Source organism: Streptomyces sp. CB02923, assembly GCF_001905005.1.
Classification (GTDB): Bacteria; Actinomycetota; Actinomycetes; order Streptomycetales; family Streptomycetaceae; genus Streptomyces.
In genome coordinates, this window is sequence record NZ_LWKZ01000012.1 from 644,939 (window position 1) to 665,173 (window position 20,235).

The window sequence follows — 20,235 nt, forward strand, 5'->3', positions numbered from 1 at the left end:
GTCGGAGACGCGGGGGAGGGCTCACAGCCGTGTGGCCGTACGGATCAGTCCCGCGAGGGCGAGGGAGCGGCTGTGCGCGGGCCAGGCGATGTGGGTGACGACGGGGGGCGCGTCGGTCAGGGGTACGGCGGTGTGTTCGGCCCACAGCCAGGCGCGGACGGAGTCGGGGAAGACGGCCGCGGTGCGTCCGAGGGCGATCAGCTGGGCCAGTTGCGTCTGGTCGTGGATCTCGGGGCCCGGACCGGGTGGGTAGACGCCGTTGCGGGACCAGCGGGCGAGCGGAAGGCCGGGGACGCCGGTGATGTCGGCCAGGGTCAGAACCCGGTGCGCTGCGAGGGGGTGTCCGGCGGGCAGGACGACGACCTGCCCCTCGGTCATCAGTTCCTCACTGTCGAACCCGGCGAGGGAGTTGAACGGCGCGTGCATCAGCGCGACGTCGGCCCGGCCGTCACGCAGCATCTCCCCCTGCTCGCACGTGCCGCTCGGCAGCACCTCGATCTCGGCGGCGTCGGGCTCGGCCGCGTAGGCGTCGAGGAGTTTGTGCAGCAGCTTGTGGGACGCGCCGGCCTTCACCGCCAGTACCAGGCGGTCGCGGGGGCTGTCGGCGCTGCCGGCACGGCGGGTGCGGCGGGCGGCGGCGGTGGTCGCGTCGAGGGCCGCGCGGCCCTCGTGAAGCAGCGTCTCTCCGGCGCCGGTCAGGGCGACGCCGCGGCGGTTGCGCTCCAGCAGGCGGACGCCCAGCCGCCGTTCGAGCTGCTGGATGGCCCGGGACAGTGGCGGCTGGGCCATGCCGAGGCGCTCGGCGGCGCGGCCGAAGTGCAGTTCTTCGGCGACGGCGACGAAGTACCTCAGCTCGCGGGTCTCCAGCATGTCCACAGCCGCAGCATACTTCTGTGATACCTGACGGGTATCAATGGGTGCCGGGTCGGTATTGGATGCGCCACCGGCCCGCGAGTGACCATCGACGGCATGGGCGAAACGAAGTCCGCGCCGGTGACCGACGCGGACAACCGCCCGCGAAGGCGGCGTACCACGTGACACGCGGCCTTCCTTCCGCACTCCCACCCAGCAGGAAAGACCAGAGACACAGCCGTGAACGTGAACACACCTTCCGCGTCATTGCCCGGCGGCACCTGGAACCTGGGCGATCTGACCGTCACCCGCGTCGGCTACGGCGCCATGCAGCTCACCGGCCCCGGGGTCATGGGCCCGCCCGCCGACCGCGACGGCGCGCTCGCCGTCCTGCGCGAGGCCGCCGCCCTGGGGATCACCCACATCGACACCGCCGACGCCTACGGACCGCGTGTCGCCAACCAGCTGATCCGTGAAGCGCTGCACCCTTACCCCGAGTCGCTGCACATCGTGACCAAGGTCGGCGCGGTCCGCGACGAGCAGGGCGGCTGGCCCCCCGCCCGGCAGCCGGAGGAGCTGCGCCGCGCCGTCCACGCCAACCTCGATGGCCTCGGTCTCGACGCGCTCGACCTGGTCAACCTCCGGCTCGGCGACGCCCGGGGCCCCCGGCCCGGCTCGCTCGCCGAGCCGTTCGAAACCCTCGTCGAGCTCCAGCAGCAGGGGCTGATCCGGCACCTCGGAGTGAGCAACGCGACCACGGAACAGGTCAGCGAGGCGCAGTCGATCGCGCCGATCGTGTGCGTGCAGAACATGTACAACCTCGCCTACCGCCAGGACGACGAACTGATCGACGACCTCGCCGCCAAGAACATCGCCTACGTGCCGTTCTTCCCGCTCGGCGGCTTCACCCCGCTGCAGTCCTCGGCGCTCACGGCCGTGGCCACCCGGCGGGACGCGACGCCGATGTCGGTCGCCCTGGCCTGGCTGCTGCGGCGGTCGCCGAACATCCTGCTCATCCCCGGCACCTCGTCTGTGGCACACCTGCGCGAGAACGTCGCCGGCGCGGGACTCCCGCTCTCCGACGAGGAACTCGCCGAGTTGGACAGGATCGGCCGCTAGGACGTTGCCGGCGTAGGCACCTCCCTGATCTGTCTGGCGCAGGCGTCTCCCCGACCTGGGACCACAGGGGCAGCGCGTCATCGCTCACGGTAGAAGCCGCGACCGGTCAGGCGGACCGCCAGGTCCTCTCCCACCGCGTCGATCAGGGTCAGGGAGGGCCGGACCCAGCTCTTGAACCGGCCCCCGATCGCGGCATCCACCGCCTTCTCCGCCTCCTCCGGATCCAGGCCGGTGGAGGACAGGAACCAGGTCAGCGTCGTGGCGCAGAGCCCGTCCCAGGAATACTCGACCTGTGTGCGGTCCACGACCGTGGGGACCAGGCGCGCCACCGCCCGCTCCAGATGCCAGCTGCGCTCCTCGGCATCCGCACCGGGAAGCGGGGCAAGCTGCTCGAACCGCTCGGCCATGTCCTCCAGCCAGTCACGCCAGTCCAGCAACGAGGCCGCGACCCGCGCGGCGGTCTCCTCCGCTTCTCCGATCGAATGCTCGTCGCAGCACCAGGCGCCGACAGGGCCGCCGTCGAGGAACGCCCAGTTCCAGCCGCAGGTCCAGCGGCCGTAGCGCGACGTCAGAAGCGCGGTCACCTCTCTCCTGAAACGGGAGTCCTCCTCCCAGCCGGCACCGGCGGGAGGTGTCAACGGGGCGATCAGCGCCGTGAGCCGGGACTCCTCGTCAGCGTCCCATTCGAAGGCGTTCCGACGGGGGTCGGCGTCGGACCACGGCAGCGACCAGGGTCGGAGTATGTGGTGGACGGACGTGGTGTACCCCCTGAGTCGGATGCGGCAGGACAACTGACCGATGATGCCGACGAAACCGAGGCATGTCACCTGATTTACGGGCCCCCGGCCCGCGGCTGCGGTACTCCGTTCAGTTGAGGTATGCGGATATCAGTTCTTGTGTTGCTGATGACCTTGGTGCAGTCCGCTTTCGGTATCTTCCTTTGCGGGCTTGTCGATACCGCAAGAAAGCAGTGCTGGGACCATGAAGACGTCGTCGCCATCGACCATCAGCCGCCGCGCTCTCCTGGGGGCGGCAGTACTCTTACCGTTGGCCGGGTGCGCGAAGGGCGGGGCGGGGGCGGTCACTTCCACGCAGGTCGCTGCCGCGGCGAAAGCCCGTCACGACCGCCTGATGGAATTGGAACAGAAATACGACGCGCGCTTGGGAGTTTATGCCCTCGACACCGGTACCGGTACCGTCATTGCCCACCGGGCGGATGAACGCTTTGCCTTCTGTTCGACGTTCAAGGGGCTCGCGGCAGCGGCGGTTCTGCACCATAATCCGCTGTCGCATCTGGACGAGGTCATTACGTACGGTAAAGATGACCTCATGAAGCATGCCCCTGTCACCGCGCGGCATGTGACCACGGGGATGACGATACGGCAGCTGTGCGACGCCGCAGTCCGCTACAGCGACGGCACGGCCGGCAATCTCCTGCTCCGCGACATCGGTGGACCGGCCCGGCTGACGGCGTATGCGCGGGAGCTCGGCGATACGGTCACCCGGATAGACCGCATCGAGCCGGCGATCTCGGAAGCCACTCCGGGAGATCCCCGTGACACGACTTCTCCGCGGGCGTTCGGCACCAACTACCGGAAGATGGTGCTGGGGAGCGCCCTGCCTGCCGAAAAGCGCGCGTTTCTCCGCGACTTGCTGCTACGCAACACCACCGGCGCGCAGCGCATCCGGGCCGGTGTTCCGCGGGGCTGGACTGTCGCCGACAAGACCGGGACCGGGGATTACGGCACGCTCAACGACATCGCCATCGTGTGGCCCCCGAAGGCCGCACCCCTCGTCATCGCGATCATGTCCAATAGGGCGGCCCAAGACGCCGCATACCATCAGGCTGTCATCGCTGAGGCCGCCGCCCATGTCGTAGCCACGCTCACCTGAGGTGAGGGGCCGTCATTCCGGTTCCTGGAGGGGACAGCGGGGGCGGCCGACGGCCTATCGGCCCGTTCGGCGCGCACCCCGCCTTCACCGATGCCCTGCCTCCCGCTCAGCCGCGGATCGGATCAGGAACCCTCGATTCGCTGGTACCACGTGTCGCCGACGACCATGTCCCGGATGCCCCGTGATTCGCAGTAGAGCACAAGGTCGGACATACGGTTGATGAATCCGTCTCCGTTGAAGTTCAACGAGGTGTTGCACAGGACGCCGACTCCTCGCTTGGCGGCGAAGGCGGACAGCAACCGGTGCAATGGCGGGTTGCCCGACGCCGCCACGGTCTGGGACCGTGCCGAACCATCCACGTGCGTCACGGCCTGCAAGCCACTGGACTCCCGCACGTGCCGGAAGTACAGCATGTGCGGATCCTCGAAGTCCTCGTGGAAAACCTTCGCGAGGTCCTCGACACGGCAGCACGGCGCAATGGGCCGGTAGTCCTCCCGCTGTTTGACGTCGTTGAGACGGTCGCGGGTCTCCACGCCGAACGGCTCGGCCAGGAGGGACCGATTTCCCAACGCGCGCGGACCGATCTCCCAACGGCCCTGCACCCACGCGACGATCCGGCCGGAGGCCAGGGCCGCCGCCAAGGTGTCGTGATCGAGCCGGCGTGAACGCCAGCGGGCGGCGTCGGGCCGCGTGTCGTGGACGAAGTCGAGTCCGCTGTACACGTCCCATGCGATGTGGGGGTTGCCCGTGAAGGTCGAGAGCGCGTCGATGGCGGTACCCAACGCCGACCCGGAGTCGTTGGTGCACGGAGCGACGAAGACCGAGGAGAAATGGCCGAGTTCGGCCCACTGGCTGTTCCAGTCGCAGTTCAGCCCACACCCTCCGGAGATGTAGAGAGGGCTGCCTTCCGGTGTCTGCTCGCGTGCGACCTGGGCGAACTCCTCGAAGAGGCGCTCGGTCAGCAGCGCGGCCGCAGTCTTGCATTCGATCGATTCAACGCCCGCGTTGTACAGGACCGAGTCCCGATACTCCGCTTTGGGGGCCGGATACATGGAGTCGTGCTTCAGGATGCGCTCGACGACGTCGGTGATGTCGGGACTCGCGTCGCGCGCGTTCCCGAACGCCGCCAGGGCCATCAGCTTGCCGGCGTCGTTCAGGCGCGGCCTCCCGCCCGTGTCGGGGAAGGTGGGGTCGGCGAGCCCGAAGAGGAAGGAATAGCGTGCACCGGGCGCCGTCATGACCTGGATCTTGCGCGTGACCCGGTGGGCGGAGTCGACGAGGTAGAAGGCGCCGACGTCACCCTCCCAGACGAGGACCGTCCGCACGGGGCTGGAATCCTGCGGAGCCATTCCCAGCGCCATGTAGATATGGGACCGCTCGTGCGTCGAGGAGAAGAACTTCACCTCTTTGCCGAAGAAGCGCGAGGTGGTGACGGTGGGTTCGTGCGTGCCTTCGTACCCGGCACCCGTATACGCGATTCCTCTCGGGCGGATGTCGCCCCAGCCGCCAAGAGCCACCACGTCCGGTAGGGCGTCGAGCCGCTCGGCGATGTCGAGGATGGTCGTCGGCAGCAGGGGCGTGTACCGCGGCCGCGAGTCCTTCTCCGATTCGAGCGAGTAGAGCAACTGACGGTTGTCGATCGCGGCGACTGCGCCGTCGTGACCCGGCTTCAAAGCAACGACGAGCATTCCTATCCTTCCAACGCAGGAGACCCTCATCGATGGTCGGGTGTGACCCGATTCCCTGTCAGAGGTGGGGCCGGCAAATGGTGAAGTGATCCGGGCGATCAGAGGGCCCTACGGCTTGGGGACCGAATGCATGGTGACGTAGTTGGTCCCGATCCAATCTCCGAACGTCGCGGTTTCGGCGTCGAGGCTGATGTCGAGACCGTACGTGCGGGCTTCCGGAACCGAGAACGTGAAGTCGGTCGAGGGGCGCAGGAAGAAGACGCTCGACGTGCGGTCGCTGCCCGCCCGCAGGCCGGCCCCCGGGGACCTGACGTGGTGCTTCGGCGCGGGCACCGCGCCCCGGGTGGCCAGCGGCGCGATGGCGCCGCACAGCACCACCACGGCATCCGGCACGGCCGGCAGATCCACCATCGCGCCGCCGATCTCGGCCTGCAGGCTCACGAAGCCGTTGGCGCAAGGGGTCTGGTGGATCAAGGTGATGATGGACAGGTCGTAGTGCGGCGCCATCCGCCGCGGCTCCCGCTCGGCGGCGCGGTGCTCCGGGACCTCGGGGAAGTACCGCAACCGCAGCACGGGGTCGCAGTCCAGCAGCTCTTCCATGGGGCCGGCGTCGTACGTTCCGGTCGCGTTCAGGACCACCCGCGCGGTTTCCTGCGCGGCGGTGTAGAGGTGGTCGAAGTAGTCCGTCCACACCGTCTCGAACTGTGGTGTGGGGAAGAGGTTGTCTGAAATCCCCATCGAGAATGATGTCGAATAGTCCGTGTACGTACCGGTATTCGTCACCTGGGCCGTGCTCTCGGCTTCCAGTGCGGAGTATCCGCGGCGCATGGTCGGGACCTTCGTGGTCACGGCCTTCTTCTCCGCGGCGGTGCCGTGCTCGAAGAAGTCCAGCGCCGTGTCCGTGGCCGACCGGTGTTCTTTCTCCAGCATGCCGTAGTCGGTGAGGTAGAACACCCCCATCTCCGTCACGCACGCGCGGAAGGCTTCCTGGTCGCCGCCCTTCCGCAATTCGGCAAGACTGAAGATCGGTACCGTTGTGTCCGCCATGTTCACATGCTCCTTCTCGGCTTGCCCAGCGCCCCCGACAGCCGCTCGGCCTCGACTCAAGGTCTGTACGTCGGTGTACCTGTATCTGCGGAACTCTTCCTCGGCTTTTCCTGGGCTGCCGGATCGGTGAGAGGCTAGAGGAAAACCAGGGCACGCATTTCCAGAGAAGTCCTCAGATGCCCGGCGGCAGGCCCTTTTTCGTCGAAAAAAGCCGTGTGCGGGCAGAGGCCGGCTACGTCGAGCAGGTCGCTTCGCTCCGCGCCTTCGCCGCGCTCCGTGCCTTCGCTGAACAGCGCCAAGTCGCGACTCGCGCTGTCGTAGCACTTGAAAAGCAGCACTTCATCGGGCGAGAGCGAACTCCAGTAGTGCCAACGGTGGTTGGGGTTGTATCTCACGGAGTAGTTTTCGCGGTCTTTGAGCCACGCGGGGAAGTGCAACCGGGTCGTCACCAGATCGGCAGAGAGATCCACGGATCGGTAGTCGCACAGGGCGAGCGGGAAGTTGCGAACGGGCTCGACCAGTGGTCGCCAGATATTGATGATCTGAAACCGGCGGAATCGGTGCCCGGGTCCGATGTGGTCCGCGGCGCGAGCCCGGGCGCTCTTCGCGCTCTGGTCGACGTGAACGCGTAGATGCGGCGACTGGGAGGATGCGTCACGAGGGACGCTTGCGTCCTCCTGCCTCAAGGTGGCATCGAAGAACTGCACTTCAACCGCACCGGTGAGAGATTGCAGCAGCTCTCTGGTCTCCTGCTGATACCGTTCGACCGACGAGGCGGAGTTCTCGATCAGGGCCTGATGGTCCACGCCCGTGGGGGACACGACCTTCTCGAAACCCATGGTGTCGAGATGCGGGTCGACTGCACTGTCGCGCACATCGGTGATGGCCGTCTCGACGGCTACCTTGCGGAAATTGAAGAGCACCTCGGGCGGCCGGGACAGGGCGTCGATGCACCAATCGTCGTCTCGGCCCATCGGTGTGAGCGGCGCGCCATAGTATAAGAGACTCGATACGGCTGACATGTACGACTATTCCTTTGTCGTCGACCGACGGAATACGCCGCGGTCCAGCTGGGAGCTGGCGTTGGCGTACATCATGTCCATGGTCAGCACATCCTGAAAAGACGCGAGGTACTCGGTCAGCAGCTTCGGGCAGTACCGGTACCAGTACGGGATCATGTCCTCGATGATGAAGTAGTCGCCCTGTTCGAGAAGATGATCGATCGTCCATTTGATGATGTTGAACGTGTTGCTGTGCGCGTCGTCGATGAAGATCAGCGGGTGGGCCGCGTCACGGAGCGGCTCAAACGTTTCCAGTACGGAGCAGTCGGCTTCGTACAGGGAAATGTTCTCCCGCTCGGAAGAGGGGATCTGACACCGGGAAAGGTCCTTGTCGATGCCGATGACCTGGCAGTCGATTCCCATGAGTCTGGCCATGTCGCGAAACCAGACGAGGGAGCCGCCGCCGTACACACCCAATTCTACGATCGTCCGGGGACGCAGCTCGCACAACAGGTCGTGGTAGGCCGCTTGAGTGTCAGGGTCTTTGAGCATCCGCAGGCCCCGCCACTGGTAGCGGGAAAAATCCGCGAACCCGAGATCGCGAGGCGCGTCGGCCCATTTGTCGAGGGGCCACTCACGCGGCCGGTCCGTCAGGACCGGGGGGTGGTATTTCGGGTCTTCGCCCAGACCTCGGAATGTGTTGAGATCCAGAAAGGTTTCGCGAGAGTAGTCGTTCATGGCGCTCTCCCTTGAGTTCACGTCCGGCCCGTGGCGGTGAACAGCATATTTCGCACTGCCATCCTGCCTTGCCCTGCTCTTGAGGCCCTCTTTCGACTCTCTCGGACTTCTCTTCACAGATTTCTGATGACATCGGGAAAGCGGGGTCCCGATTTACCCCCAAAGCACGGGAGGCGGCGGGGGCAGCAGTGCCACCCGCGGGAATGGAAGAGGCCGGAGCGCACGGGGGTAACGCTCCGGCCGGGCCGGCCCTGGGGCCGACCGGTGTGCAGTCAACTCCGCGGGCCTCTCGCGCACCTCTTGAGGCGGTCTCACCGAGACCGAGGAGGGCGTCAACGGCCCCACCCCGTCGAGCACCGTCAGCTCATGCGGGGGTGCTGACGCGCAGGGCCTGCTCGTCCTGGCGCAGGATGGCCTGCATCACCCTCGTCAGCCGCTCACCCGGGCTGATCCCGATCTGCTCCCGCAGGATGTCCTTCGCCCGGTGGAAGACCTGGATCGCGTCGGCCTGGCGGCCCTCCGCGTAGTAGGCCTTCATGAGGCTGACGTACAGGTCCTCGCGGAAGGGGTCGCGGTCGACGAGTTCCGACAGCTGCGTGATCGCTTCCCCGTAGTATCCGAGCCCGAAGTCGATCAGGGCCCGCAGTTCGACCGCCGCCGTCCGCTCTTCGTCCAGGGTCTCCCCTTTCAGACGCAGCCGGCTGGAGGTGACATCGGCGAAGGCCGGTCCCTTCCACAAGGCCAGCGCGGCGTCGAGCTGCTCGGACGCGTCCTGGTACTTTCCGCGCGCGTGCAGGTCCCGGACCCTGCGTACGGTCTCCCGGAAGACGAAGAGATCGATGGACCGCGGCGGCATCCGCAACTCGTAGCCACGGTCGTGCGAGCCGAGGGTGTCGCGGGTGTGCCCTGCCTCCGTCAGGGCCGTACGGATCAGCCAGGCGGAGGTCTGGAGCTGTCCCGAGACGGTCAGGGGCGGCTCGCCGTCCCAGGAGTCCTCGATGATTGCTTCCTTGGAGATGATTTGTCCGGGTCGCAGTGCCAAGGAAGCGAGGAATCTTCGCTGCCGCTGCCCGCGAATGGGTATCGGAACGGTGTCCTTCACGAGAGCCACCGGACCGAGGAGCCGGATCGTCACGTCATTGCAGGTGTCCATTGCGGATCCCCCTTGTGAACCCACCACGTCTTCGCCTTGTGCGGGCGGACATGGCATCGGCGTATTCCCTGATAGCAACCGCACTTGCGTTCGAACGCGCCTGTCTTCGTGCCCGGGAGCGGGAGTCCCGGCGGGCAGCGCAGTGCTGTGTCGACGGGTGTCAGCGGAACGGGCAGTTGCGGAACTGCCGTCGGATCACGGGGTGAAGCCGTCGCCGGAGTGTGGTTCCGAACCGGTGCCGGGCTGCCCCGGAATACCGGCCCACTCACTGAGTCAGCCTCCTCATCTGCTTCATGGCCGAACCCTCCGTACCGCTGTCCAACTTCGGTGATGCAGGAATTCTCGATGTGTCAACCGACGAGGTTCTTGAGGAACTTCGCCGCGATCGGACCTGCGTCGGAACCGCCCGACCCGCCGTCCTCCAGCAGGACCGACCAGGCGAGATTCCGGTCACCCTGGTAGCCGATCATCCACGCGTGTGTGCGCGGCGGGGTTTCAGTGCCGAACTCCGCCGTGCCCGTCTTCGCGTGCGGCTCACCGGGGATGCCTTTGAGGGCCTTGCCGGCGCCGATAGTGACGGTCGCGCGCATCATGTCGCGCAGCGAGTCGACGACGCCGCCGTCCAGCCGGCCCGGGGCCTTGTACTCGTTCTTCACGGCGTCCGGCACCAGGACGGGCTGCTTGAAGGCGCCCGCCTTCACCGTTGCCGCGGTCGAGGCCATCACCAGGGGCGATGCCTGGACCCGTGCCTGCCCGATGGTTGAGGCGGCCTTGTCGTTCTCGCTGTTGGCGACCGGGACGCTGCCGGTGTACACCGCGGTGCCCACGTCCCAGTTGCCGCCGATGCCGAACGCCCCCGCGGTGTCGTGCAGGGTGGAATCGGACAGCTTGCCGCGGGAGTTGACGAAGAAGGTGTTGCAGGAGTGGGCGAAGTTGTCCCGCAACGTCGAACCGGCGGGCAGGGTGAACTGGTCCTGGTTCTCGAAACTCTGGCCGTTGACGTGGACGAACTTCGGGCAGTCCCCCCGGTCCGACGGCTTCATGCCCTGCTTCAGCAGGGCGGCGGCCGTCACCACCTTGAAGGTGGAACCGGGCGGGTAACGGCCCTCCAGTGCGCGGTTCATGCCGGAGGGCATGTTCGCGGCGGCCAGGATGTGGCCGTTGGAGGGGTCGATGGCGACGATCGCCGCGTTCTTCTTCACTCCGCCGAGAGCTTCGGCGGCGGCTTCCTGGACCTTTGAATCGATGGTCGTATGTACGGGTTTGCCCTGGCTTGCTTTGGCGCCGGTGAGCTTCTTCACCACTTGGCCGGAGTTGCGGTCCACGACCACGACCGACTTCACCGGACCCGAGCCGCCCGTGAGCTGCTGGTCATAGCGTGCCTGGAGGCCCGACATTCCCTTGCCGGTCTTTTCGTCGACCACGCCGACGAGTGAGGTGGACTGCAGCGTGTCACCTTTCGCGTCGAGGATGGCGGCCCGGTCTCGCGACTTGAGGGCGAGCGTCTGCCCCGGAACCATCTCCGGGTGGACCATGTGCGTACTAAATGCGACCTTCCATTTATCGCTCTTTTCGACGGCCTTCGCTTTCGAGTTCCACGCGTAGTCACCGGCTCCCGGAAGGGTCATCTTCACGGTGAACGGAATCTGAACCTCCCCTTCCGCTTTCCTCTCGCCGGTACCTGCGCCGATCTCCGTCTTCGACGGCTTGAGGTTCGTCATGACCGATTTGATCAATGATTCCGCGTTGTCCGGAGTGTCCGTCAGCCGGGCGGCGCGCGGGGCGTCGCCTGCCTCCCAGGCGTCGAGGAACTCCTCGAACGCCGCTGTGGCGGCCTTCACTTGAGGATCGTCCGAGCTTTCGTTGGCGAACAGACCGGAGTAGCCCCAGTAGCCGAGCCCCGCGGTCACGGCCAGTGCGGCGACCACCGAGGCCATCACCCGAGCGCGAGGCCGGCGCCTGCGGTGCGGTGAGTAATCGCCATTGCTGTCGGAATACCTCATGGGGCTCAGATTATGCTCCTGTGCTCTCCCGTCACTCCCCATATGAGGCGATCAGGACATCCATGGCATGGGAAAATGGAACAACAGGTAAGGGCGGCGATCAGCCGTATCCGCAGGTAAAGTGAACGTTACAGGTATATTGCAAGAGTACTCTCGATCGAACCCTTGATGCAAGGTTGGCGTGAATCCGACCGCTCTCCGCAGGGGAAACTTCCCTCCCCGGAACGGCCGTATCGGCGGCCTGGATTGGCTTGATCTTTTCGATTGGGGAGGCGTCCCGGGAGGTCCGGCGAAACCAGGACGCGGCGGCCTGTTCTGTTTGTCTGGGTATTGCTGCGAGTCCTACTCTTCGCCTGCTCCGCACCATTTCCTGACACGTCCGGAAGAGTGCGTCAAGAGTGGGTGCGGGCAGGATTGCCGAGGACCGTCCACTGCTGTCGGAGTCTGGAGACCTCCCATGTCCCGTGTATCGGCCGGCCCCGGCAGCAGGCCGACCGCGGCACGCCTTTCCCGTGCGGCTGCGCGGCTCCGTGCCGGGAACTACGGTGTCCTCACCGGTCACTTGGCCGGTATCTGCGGCCTCCCCGCCCTCGATGCCCTGTTCGCGTCCACGGACCTTCGCCAGGTCATCGACTCGACGAACGCGGCCACGGGGGAGGCCCCCAGCGGCGATGGCCGGTGCGCGCCCCCGACGCCGCGCCCTTCACCGTCCGCCCGGCCGGCACCGCCACCGACTCCCAGGAGGGAAGCTGAAACCGTGGAGTCCAACGACCCGCATGTGTCACCTCGGTACGCACAGATCCCCACGTTCCTGCACCTGCCGCACGACCGGGACCCCCGTGGCTACGACGTCGTGGTCATCGGCGCCCCCTACGACGGAGGCACGAGCTACCGACCCGGAGCCCGGTTCGGCCCGCGGGCCATCCGCAACGAGTCGGGGCTCATCCACGGTGCGGGCATCGACCGAGGCCCCAGCACCTTCGACCTGATCAACTGTGTCGACGCCGGGGACATGGAGCTGACTCCGTTCGACATGAATGCCGCGATCGAGACGGCGCAGAAGCACCTGTCGACGCTGCTGACGGGCAACGCCGCCTTTCTGATGCTCGGCGGCGACCACTCGTTGACCGTGGCGGCCCTGCGCGCGCTGGCCGAGCAGCACGGCCCGGTCGCCGTACTGCACCTGGACGCGCACTCCGACACCAGCCCGGCTCCGCACGACGGCCGTTACCACCACGGCACCCCGTTCCGGCACGGGATCGACGAGAAGCTCGTCGACCCCACCGCCATGGTCCAGATCGGTATCCGCGGCCGCAACCCGAGACCGGACTCGCTCGACTACGCCCGCGGCCACGCCGTACGCGTGGTGACCGCCGACGAGTTCGGGGAGCTGGGGGTGCGCGACACCGTCGACCTGATCCGCGAACGGGTCGACGGACGGCCGGTGTACGTGTCGGTCGACGTGAACGTGGTCGACCCCGCCTTCGCTCCGGGTACGGGCACGCCCACACCGGGAGGACTCAGTTCGCGCGAGGTCCTCGCCCTGCTGCGCTGCGTGGGGGACCTCAAGCCGGTCGGCTTCGACGTGATGGAGGTGTCACCCCTCTACGACCACGGCGGGATCACCTCGATCCTGGCCACGGAGATGGGCGCGGAACTGCTCTATCAATACGCCCGCGCCTATCGCACCCAGAAGTGAGGGCGACGGAAAGTGAGGGCGGAAGTACCCCCTGCTGTGAGGGCGGAAGTACCCCTGCTGTTGCGCCACTTGGAGCGCCCAGCCGGCCGTATCCCGCACGGACCGGAAAACGACCGTGACTTGATACCGGGCTACGCAGAGCCATCCAAGTCGCCTAAGCTCTGCCCCTGGTTCGCCCGGTACGGCTGCCTGCCCTCAGCCGAAGAGAACTCCCGAAACCGTGAACGCGGTTCCGGCTCGGCGTGCTTCGCACGGTTGCGAGAGATCGGACTCAGTCGCTGCTGCACGGTGAGGCGGGAGGCCGGACGGGCACCCGACGATGGCGCAGCAGGGGGACACGCGTGACCAACATTCCGGAGACGGGCCGGACCGCACGGGTCCAGACGCGGCTCGTCGTCATCCAGATCCTTGTCGTCTCGCTCCTCCTGACCCTCGGCGGACGCCTGTGGTACCTCCAGATACGCAAGGGCGACGATTACGCCGAGGAGGCATCCCGCAACCGCGTGCAGCGGGTGGTCCAGCCCGCCGTACGCGGCACGATCCTGGATGCGCGGGGCGTGCCGATCGCCGACAACGAGACCCGGCTCGTGGTCTCCGCCTCCCGCACCGACCTGCTGAAGATGCGCGACGACGGCAAAGCGGTGCTCACCAGGCTGGCCGGCGTCCTGGGCATGCGGCCCAAGGCGGTCATGGACAAGGTCCGGCTGTGCGACGCCAAGACCCCGCGGCCCTGCTGGAACGGTTCTCCGTACCAGCCGATACCCGTCACCGACGAGGTCACCGCCAAGCAGGCCCTCCAGATCCGCGAGCGCTCCGAGGACTTCCCCGGCATCACCGCCGAGCCGCAGGCCGTACGCCGCTACCCCGGCCCGGCCGAGGCCAACATCGGGCAGGTCCTCGGCTACCTCTCGCCCGTCACCGACGAGGAGATCCAGCAGGCCCGGGACAGCGGCTCGCCGTACCTCCGTTCCGACCAGGCGGGGCGCAGCGGTCTGGAGCGTGCGTACGACAAGGAGCTGCGCGGCAAGGCCGGTATCACCCGCTACGAGGTCGACAACCTCGGCCGGATCATCGGCCAGGCCGAGAGCGACCGGGCCGAGCCCGGCTCGGACCTCGTCACCAGCATCGACGCCCGGGTCCAGCGCATCGCCGAGTACGAGCTGAACGAGGCGATGAAGGACGCCCGCAAGGAGTGGGACCGGAACACCAACGAGAACTACAAGGCGGATTCCGGCGCGGTGGTGGTGATGGAGGCCAAGACGGGCCGTGTCGTCGCCATGGCGTCCAACCCGACGTACGACCCGAACGCCTGGGTCGGCGGCATCGCCGCCAAGGACTACCGCAAGCTCACCAGCAAGGAGTCCAACTACCCGCTGCTGAACCGCGCGATACAGGGCCAGTCGGCTCCCGGCTCGATCGCCAAGGTCATCTCCACCGCGGCCGCGGTCAACGCGGGCTACCCGTTCGACGGGCGGTACAACTGCTCCAGCTCGTACGCGATCGGCAAGCAGACCTTCACGAACTTCGAGTCCAAGGAGTACGGCTACATCGACCTCGGCCGGGCCCTGGAGGTCTCCTGCGACACCGTGTTCTACCGGCTGGCGCACGAGGAGTGGCGCAAGGACGGTGGTTTCACGCCGAAGAAGCACCCCCACGACTGGTTCTACAAGACCGCCCACCAGTTCGGCCTCGGCAAAGAGACCGGCGTCGACCTGCCCAACGAGGTCACCGGCCGGGTCCCCGACCGCCAGTGGAAGCAGGACTACTGGGAGGCCAACAAGGACGCCTGGTGCAAGCAGGGGAAGAAGAACGGCAGTTACACGGAGCGGAGCGCGTACGACAACTGCCTCGAAGGCAACCGGTTACGCGCCGGTGACTCCGTCAACTACTCGATCGGGCAGGGCGACACCCTCGTCACCCCGGTCCAGATGGCCTCGATCTACGCGGCGATCTCCAACGGCGGCACCCTCTACCAGCCCACCGTGGGCAAGGAGATCGTCAGCCCCGACGGCAAGAGCGTGCGGAAGATCCAGCCCGCGGTACGCGGGAAGCTGCCCATGACGAGCAGGACCCTCGACGGGATGGACAAAGCCCTCCAGGGCACCGCCACCCGCGGTACGGCCGCATGGCGGTTCGGCGGCTGGCCGCAGGACGAGATCCCGATGCACGCCAAGACGAGTACCGCCGAGGTCTACGGCAAGCAGACCACCTCGTGGTTCGCCACGTACACCAAGGATTACGCGATCGTCATGACGATCTCCCAGGGCGGTACGGGCTCCGGCGCCTCGGCCCCCGCCGTGCGCAAGCTGTACAACGCGCTGTACGGCGTCTCCGAGGACGGCACCATCGACAAGAAGAAGGCGCTGCGCCAGACACCGTAGAGGAGTGGCGCAGCGCCCTGAGCTGCGGGCCGTAGGGACGGACTTTCAGCCGAGTCGTGTCAGTTTCGCGCCGAAGGACGGCTCCTTGAGGTCGGCTTTGAGGACCACCGGAACGCGTTGCGTCCCGGAGCCCGTACCCACGGTCAACTGGCCGACCACGGTGCCGGCCTTCGCCGTGCGGGGGATGGTCTCGGCGCCGTCGCTGGTGGTGAGGATCAGTTTCTGGCCGGGGACGCCTACCGCGGTGAGGTCCTCGGTGGCCACGACCGGGGTGCGGTCGCCGAGGCCGCTGTCGACATGGCCGACGACCTGGCCCTTCTTCACCGCGGTGGCGGAGGTGAGGGCCTCGCGTACGGCCGCGATGACCGGCTTGCTGTTGTCCTGCACCAGGCGGAGACTGTTGCCGCCATTGGGGTCCGGGCCGGTGGCGTGCTGGTCCAGCATCGCGCCGAGGATCAGCCGGTCCTTGCCGTCCACGGACTTGTAGGCCGCCCAGGACAGGGTGCCGCCTGCCGGTGTGTTGGAGCCGGTCTTGATGCCCCGGACGCTCAGCCCGGCGAGGATCAGCCGGTCGTTGTTGTTGTTGATGCGCCCGAGACCGGGAATGTCGGCGTTGGGCAGGGCGACGGTCGCGCGGAAGGCGTCGAACTTCATCACCGCTTCGGCCAGTTTGAGCTGGTCGACGGCGGTGCTGACGGTCTTCTTGTCCAGACCGCTGGGGTCGGTGTAGTGGGTGTTCTTCATTCCGAGGGCCTTGGCCGCGGCATTCATCTTCCCGGCAAACGCGGTCTCGTCCTGGGACTTGGTGTTCCAGCGGGCCAGCAGCCGGGCGATGTTGTTGCCCGATGGAATCATCAGCATCTTCAGCATGTCCTGCTCGCTGAATTTCTGGCCCGTGCTGAGCCCCTCGATGCGCGATTCGTCCTCGGACTTGCCGTCCGCCACGGCCTGGGCGTCGACCTCGACCTGGGGACCCTTCTCGCCCTTCTTGAGGGGGTGTTCGCGGAGGATCACATAGGCCGTCATGATCTTGGCGATACTCGCCGTCGGGACGGGCCGCTGCTCCCCGAACGTACCGACGGTGCCCGATCCCACGACCGCGACGGCGGCCTGTCCCTTCGCGGGCCACGGGATGGCGAGCTTGTCGCCTCCGATGGTGAACGACGAGGTGGAACCGCCGAGGGCGAGCGTCGGGTCGGGGAGCGGACGGAGTGTCTGTACGGTCAGGAAGATGATCCCGAGGAGTGCCACGAGCGGGGCCCAGATCTTGATCCTGCGGGCGAGGGCACGGGCCGGGGTATGGGGCGGCGGCGGAGTGTTGGTCAGCTGCGAGAGCAGGTCCAGCGGGGACCGCACGTCCTGCTCGGCGCGCTGAGCTTGTGGGGGCGGGCCGGAGCTTTTCTGGTCGGCGGGCCGGCCGGGGGAGGCTGCGGGGGGATGGCCTGGGGAAGCCGCGGGGGGCTGGTGGGGGGAGGCCGCCGGGGGCTCGGACTTGGCCGCAGGTGCGGCGGTGGGCCCGGAAGCATCGCGTACCGCCCACTTGGGCGTCTTGGCCGACGGCGCGTCGGCCGGTTTCGCCGTCGTGGGTTTGCTGGTGTCGGTGTCGGCCTCTGGATCGCGGGCCGGGCCGGGGGACTTTGCGCTCGGCGCGGGGGAGGTGGCCTTGGAGCCGCCGGTCTTCCGGTCAGCGGAGGGTTCGGCGGAAGGGGCGTCCGCGGCCGCTGCCGGCGGGGCGGCCTGGTCCGCTACGGGCGGAGTTTCCTCGTCCCCTACGGGCGGGGCTTCCTGGTCCGCTATGGACGGTGCCGCAACCTCCTGGGTGGTGTCCGACGGCTTCGCCTCGGTGGCGCGCGGTTTGGCCTCGGTGGCGCGCGGCTTTGCCCCGGCGTCGGCGCTCTTGCCCGCGTTCTTGTCGGCGGCCTTTTCTGTGGCCTTCTCCGTGGCCTTCTCCGTGGACTTCTCCGCGGTATCGCCCGTTCCGGTGCTCTCTTCCGCTGCCGCACCCTCGTCCGCGTCGGCTGTCTCCTCGGCTGTCCCCTCGGCCTTGTCGGCAGCCGCCACGGGCTCCGGCGTGGTCACGGGTTCGGCCGCCTTGGCCGCCTCGGCCGCCTCGGGCGTCGGCTTCTTGCCCTCGGCATCCGCACGTGGCGGCGCCTTCTCCTCGGACGGTTCGCTGGACTTGGTTGGTTCGGCGGACTTGGACGCTTCGATGGGCTCAGACGATTCGGCGGGCGTGTCACGTAAAAGCGTGAGGCGCGGATCGCGGTTGTTGCCGGAGGTTTCTGTCGGCGAGTTGTTCTGATCGGATGTGTCGGGGGATCGGCCCGCCATGGAAATCTCCTTCATACGCAGCAACGCTGCTTCATGCCCGGACTGGCTACGTCGCATGTCCTGAGCCGGGGCTGGTGCTTCTCGCCGGGCCCGGCCGAGGTGTTCGGCGATCCGACGTGCCCAGTGGTACTCGTACGTGACGGTGCGAGGAACGCACGCGTCGGACAGATGGTGACGGGGGCGTCGGCCGTCTGCCTGCTCCTGCCGTGGCCCGGATCCGGCCCGGGGTCACTGCTTCGGCGCCGCCCCCGCGACCGGCTTCGCGATCGGCACCGGAGCCGTGGCGTCCGCGTCGAGAACGGCGGGCGTCAAGTCGGAAACCGTGCACCGACGTGCGGTTCCGGGAACCCCCTGAGGCACGCGCGGGGGCGAGGGTAAGTGCATGCCGCAAGCGAAACAGAGCCGTCACGTTGTGTCCAAGTCGGGTATCGCTCCTGGATTCATTGATCTGAGATATCGTTGCTGCTCATGGACCTGGTGCGCCACCTTGAGTGTTTCGTGGCTGTTGCAGAAGAGTCACATTTCGGTCGGGCCGCGGCGCGCCTGGGGATGGCCCAGCCGCCCTTGTCGCAGCGCATTCAGCGTCTGGAACGCGAGCTGGGGGTACGGCTCTTCGAGCGCAGCAGCCGACACGTGGCCATCACCAAGGCCGGCACGCTGGTACTGGTCGAAGCCCGTGAACTCCTCGCCCGCCACGAGGCGTTGATGGCCACGGCCCGCCGTATCCAGGACGGCGAGAGCGGGCTGCTGCGTGCGGCGCTGCCGCCCGACATAGCGGGCGAAACGGTCGCCGCGATCCTCGCGGAGTGCCGCCGTCGCCTCCCCGGCGTGAAGCTGGAGCTGCGCGAGCTGCCCACCGCTCAGCAGCTCGCCCAACTCCGCGTGCACGAGCTGGACGTCGGCCTCATCCAGCACCCGTGTGACGTCTCCGGGCTGGAGCTGGGGCCCGTCCTGCGCCGCGAGGTCGGCGTGCTCCTGCCGCGCGGGGCCCCGGCCGCCGAGCTGGACGACGTCTCCCTGGCCGCCCTCAGCGGGTACGACCTGATCCTCTTCCCCCGCGCCAACGCCCTGGCACTGCACGACGACATCCTCACCACCTGCGCCGGCAACGGCTTCATCCCCGCGACCGTGCGGCACGGCGAGGGTGCCAGTTTCATCCGTGGCCTGCTCCTGTCCGCGCACGCCGTCGCCTTCGGGCCACGGGATACCCACCGCGCCCTGGCCGAAGGCCAGGACCGCGATCTCACCTGGCGTCCGCTGGCCAACTCACCGCTGGACTGGCGCCATTCCGTCGCGTGGCGCACGGGACGCGGCGACACCGCCGTCAACGTCTTCTCGGAAGCGGCCATCCACGCATTGGAGCATGCCGCGGCCCCCACCGCCTCCGCCGCACCCCGGCCGCTCCATCTGCGTCCGGCAGCGGAGTACCAGCTGTGACCACCCCGGCCGGCCGCATCCGGGCAGCCTTCGCCGATGCGGGAGTCACCGGCCGGCTGCACGCCCGTGACATCGACTCCGGCACCGAGGTCGGTGCCGGGGCGGACCACCCGGTGGTCACCGCCAGCGTGCACAAGCTCTGCCTGCTCGTGGCCCTGCACCGGCACGCCGCCAACGGGCATCTCGACCTGGCCGAACAGAGCGAATGCCCGCCGGGCAACCGCACCCCCGGCCCCACCGGCATCGCCGCGATGCTCGATCCCGTCCGTATGTCACTGCGCGATATGGCGTATCTGATGATGGCCGTCAGCGACCACGCCGCCGCCGATCTCCTCCTGGAGCGCGTCGGCCTCGACGGCGTCAACCACATCACGAGGCAGCTGGGACTCACCCGCACGCACGCCACCCACACCTTCGGCCAGCTGCTCGCCACCATCAGGCAGGACGCGGGTCCGGGCGGCATCCGGGCGCTGAGCGATCCGTACGTCATCGCCCGGCTCAGAGCCCTCGACCCGGCTCGTACCAACCGCAGCACTCCCCGCGACATGACCCGCCTGCTCGGCGCCATCTGGCGCGACGAGGCCTGCACCGCCGAACACGATGCTGCGATCCGCCGCCTCCTCGGTCTGCAGGTCTGGCCGCACCGGCTGGCGTCCGGGTTCCCCTTCGACGACGTCCAGGTCGCGGGCAAGACCGGGAGCCTGCCGACCGTGCGCAACGAAGTGGGCGTCATCGAGTACCCCGACGGCGGCCGTTACGCCGTCGGGGTCTTCACCCGCGCGGCCAGCACGGCAGCCACCCTGCCCGCGGCCGACGCCGTCATCGGCACCGCCGCCCGCATCGCCGTCGAGGCACTCCGCGCCCCTGCCGCCTGAAGCGCCGTGCCGGGGCGT

The 20,235-nt window shown here is 67.7% G+C and carries 15 protein-coding genes; 6 read left to right on the forward strand and 9 right to left on the reverse strand.

The genetic code is table 11. The features are described from left to right. Positions 1-21 precede the first annotated feature (21 nt). On the reverse strand, positions 22-876 hold the full coding sequence (locus tag A6A06_RS14390; protein ID WP_443333742.1) for a LysR family transcriptional regulator: 855 nt from the start codon (positions 874-876) through the stop codon (positions 22-24). A gap of 222 nt (positions 877-1,098) precedes the next feature. On the opposite strand from A6A06_RS14390, the gene A6A06_RS14395 reads away from it, so the two are divergent. Continuing rightward, a complete protein-coding gene (locus A6A06_RS14395; protein ID WP_073762150.1) occupies positions 1,099-1,971 on the forward strand; it encodes an aldo/keto reductase family oxidoreductase in 873 nt (290 codons plus the stop codon). Between the two features lie 77 nt (positions 1,972-2,048). Here A6A06_RS14395 and A6A06_RS14400 read toward each other — a convergent pair whose 3' ends face one another. After that, complete coding sequence (locus A6A06_RS14400) at positions 2,049-2,555, reverse strand: hypothetical protein (RefSeq protein ID WP_242440729.1); 507 nt, start codon at positions 2,553-2,555, stop codon at positions 2,049-2,051. A gap of 397 nt (positions 2,556-2,952) precedes the next feature. Here A6A06_RS14400 and bla point away from each other — a divergent pair, with 397 nt between their 5' ends. Beyond that, entirely contained in the window at positions 2,953-3,864 is a 912-nt protein-coding gene (bla, locus tag A6A06_RS14405) for a class A beta-lactamase (protein ID WP_073761590.1), read from the forward strand. A 122-nt stretch (positions 3,865-3,986) separates the two neighbouring features. Here bla and cmcH read toward each other — a convergent pair whose 3' ends face one another. The 6 genes from cmcH to A6A06_RS14435 all read right to left on the reverse strand — a co-directional run bounded on the left by cmcH (position 3,987) and on the right by A6A06_RS14435 (position 11,428). Further along, positions 3,987-5,552 (reverse strand): 3'-hydroxymethylcephem-O-carbamoyltransferase, encoded by a 1,566-nt coding sequence (gene cmcH / locus A6A06_RS14410; protein ID WP_073761591.1) that lies wholly within the window; start codon positions 5,550-5,552, stop codon positions 3,987-3,989. A 108-nt stretch (positions 5,553-5,660) separates the two neighbouring features. After that, positions 5,661-6,599 (reverse strand): 2OG-Fe(II) oxygenase family protein, encoded by a 939-nt coding sequence (locus A6A06_RS14415; protein ID WP_073761592.1) that lies wholly within the window; start codon positions 6,597-6,599, stop codon positions 5,661-5,663. Positions 6,600-6,733: 134 nt separating this feature from the next. After that, positions 6,734-7,621, reverse strand: coding sequence for a CmcJ/NvfI family oxidoreductase (locus A6A06_RS14420; protein ID WP_073761593.1), 888 nt, complete (start codon positions 7,619-7,621; stop codon positions 6,734-6,736). Between the two features lie 6 nt (positions 7,622-7,627). Beyond that, positions 7,628-8,338, reverse strand: a complete 711-nt coding sequence (locus A6A06_RS14425) for a CmcI family methyltransferase (protein WP_073761594.1) — start codon at positions 8,336-8,338, stop codon at positions 7,628-7,630. Between the two features lie 364 nt (positions 8,339-8,702). Continuing rightward, a complete protein-coding gene (locus tag A6A06_RS14430) occupies positions 8,703-9,491 on the reverse strand; it encodes an AfsR/SARP family transcriptional regulator (RefSeq protein ID WP_073761595.1) in 789 nt (262 codons plus the stop codon). A gap of 350 nt (positions 9,492-9,841) precedes the next feature. Beyond that, entirely contained in the window at positions 9,842-11,428 is a 1,587-nt protein-coding gene (locus A6A06_RS14435) for a penicillin-binding transpeptidase domain-containing protein (RefSeq protein WP_242440730.1), read from the reverse strand. A gap of 823 nt (positions 11,429-12,251) precedes the next feature. Between A6A06_RS14435 and speB the strand changes: the two genes are divergently transcribed. Together speB and mrdA are read left to right on the forward strand one after the other, a co-directional pair. Beyond that, positions 12,252-13,193 (forward strand): agmatinase, encoded by a 942-nt coding sequence (speB, locus tag A6A06_RS14440; RefSeq protein ID WP_073761597.1) that lies wholly within the window; start codon positions 12,252-12,254, stop codon positions 13,191-13,193. 341 nt (positions 13,194-13,534) lie between these two features. Further along, entirely contained in the window at positions 13,535-15,574 is a 2,040-nt protein-coding gene (gene mrdA, locus A6A06_RS14445) for a penicillin-binding protein 2 (RefSeq protein WP_242440731.1), read from the forward strand. A gap of 45 nt (positions 15,575-15,619) precedes the next feature. Here mrdA and A6A06_RS42765 read toward each other — a convergent pair whose 3' ends face one another. Then, positions 15,620-17,905, reverse strand: coding sequence for a D-alanyl-D-alanine carboxypeptidase (locus A6A06_RS42765; protein ID WP_079194008.1), 2,286 nt, complete (start codon positions 17,903-17,905; stop codon positions 15,620-15,622). A 468-nt stretch (positions 17,906-18,373) separates the two neighbouring features. Here A6A06_RS42765 and A6A06_RS14455 point away from each other — a divergent pair, with 468 nt between their 5' ends. Then, positions 18,374-19,342, forward strand: a complete 969-nt coding sequence (locus tag A6A06_RS14455; protein ID WP_073761598.1) for a LysR family transcriptional regulator — start codon at positions 18,374-18,376, stop codon at positions 19,340-19,342. After that, entirely contained in the window at positions 19,339-20,217 is an 879-nt protein-coding gene (locus A6A06_RS14460; RefSeq protein ID WP_073761599.1) for a serine hydrolase, read from the forward strand. Before A6A06_RS14455 ends, A6A06_RS14460 begins: the two co-directional genes overlap by 4 nt. Positions 20,218-20,235: the final 18 nt, after the last annotated feature.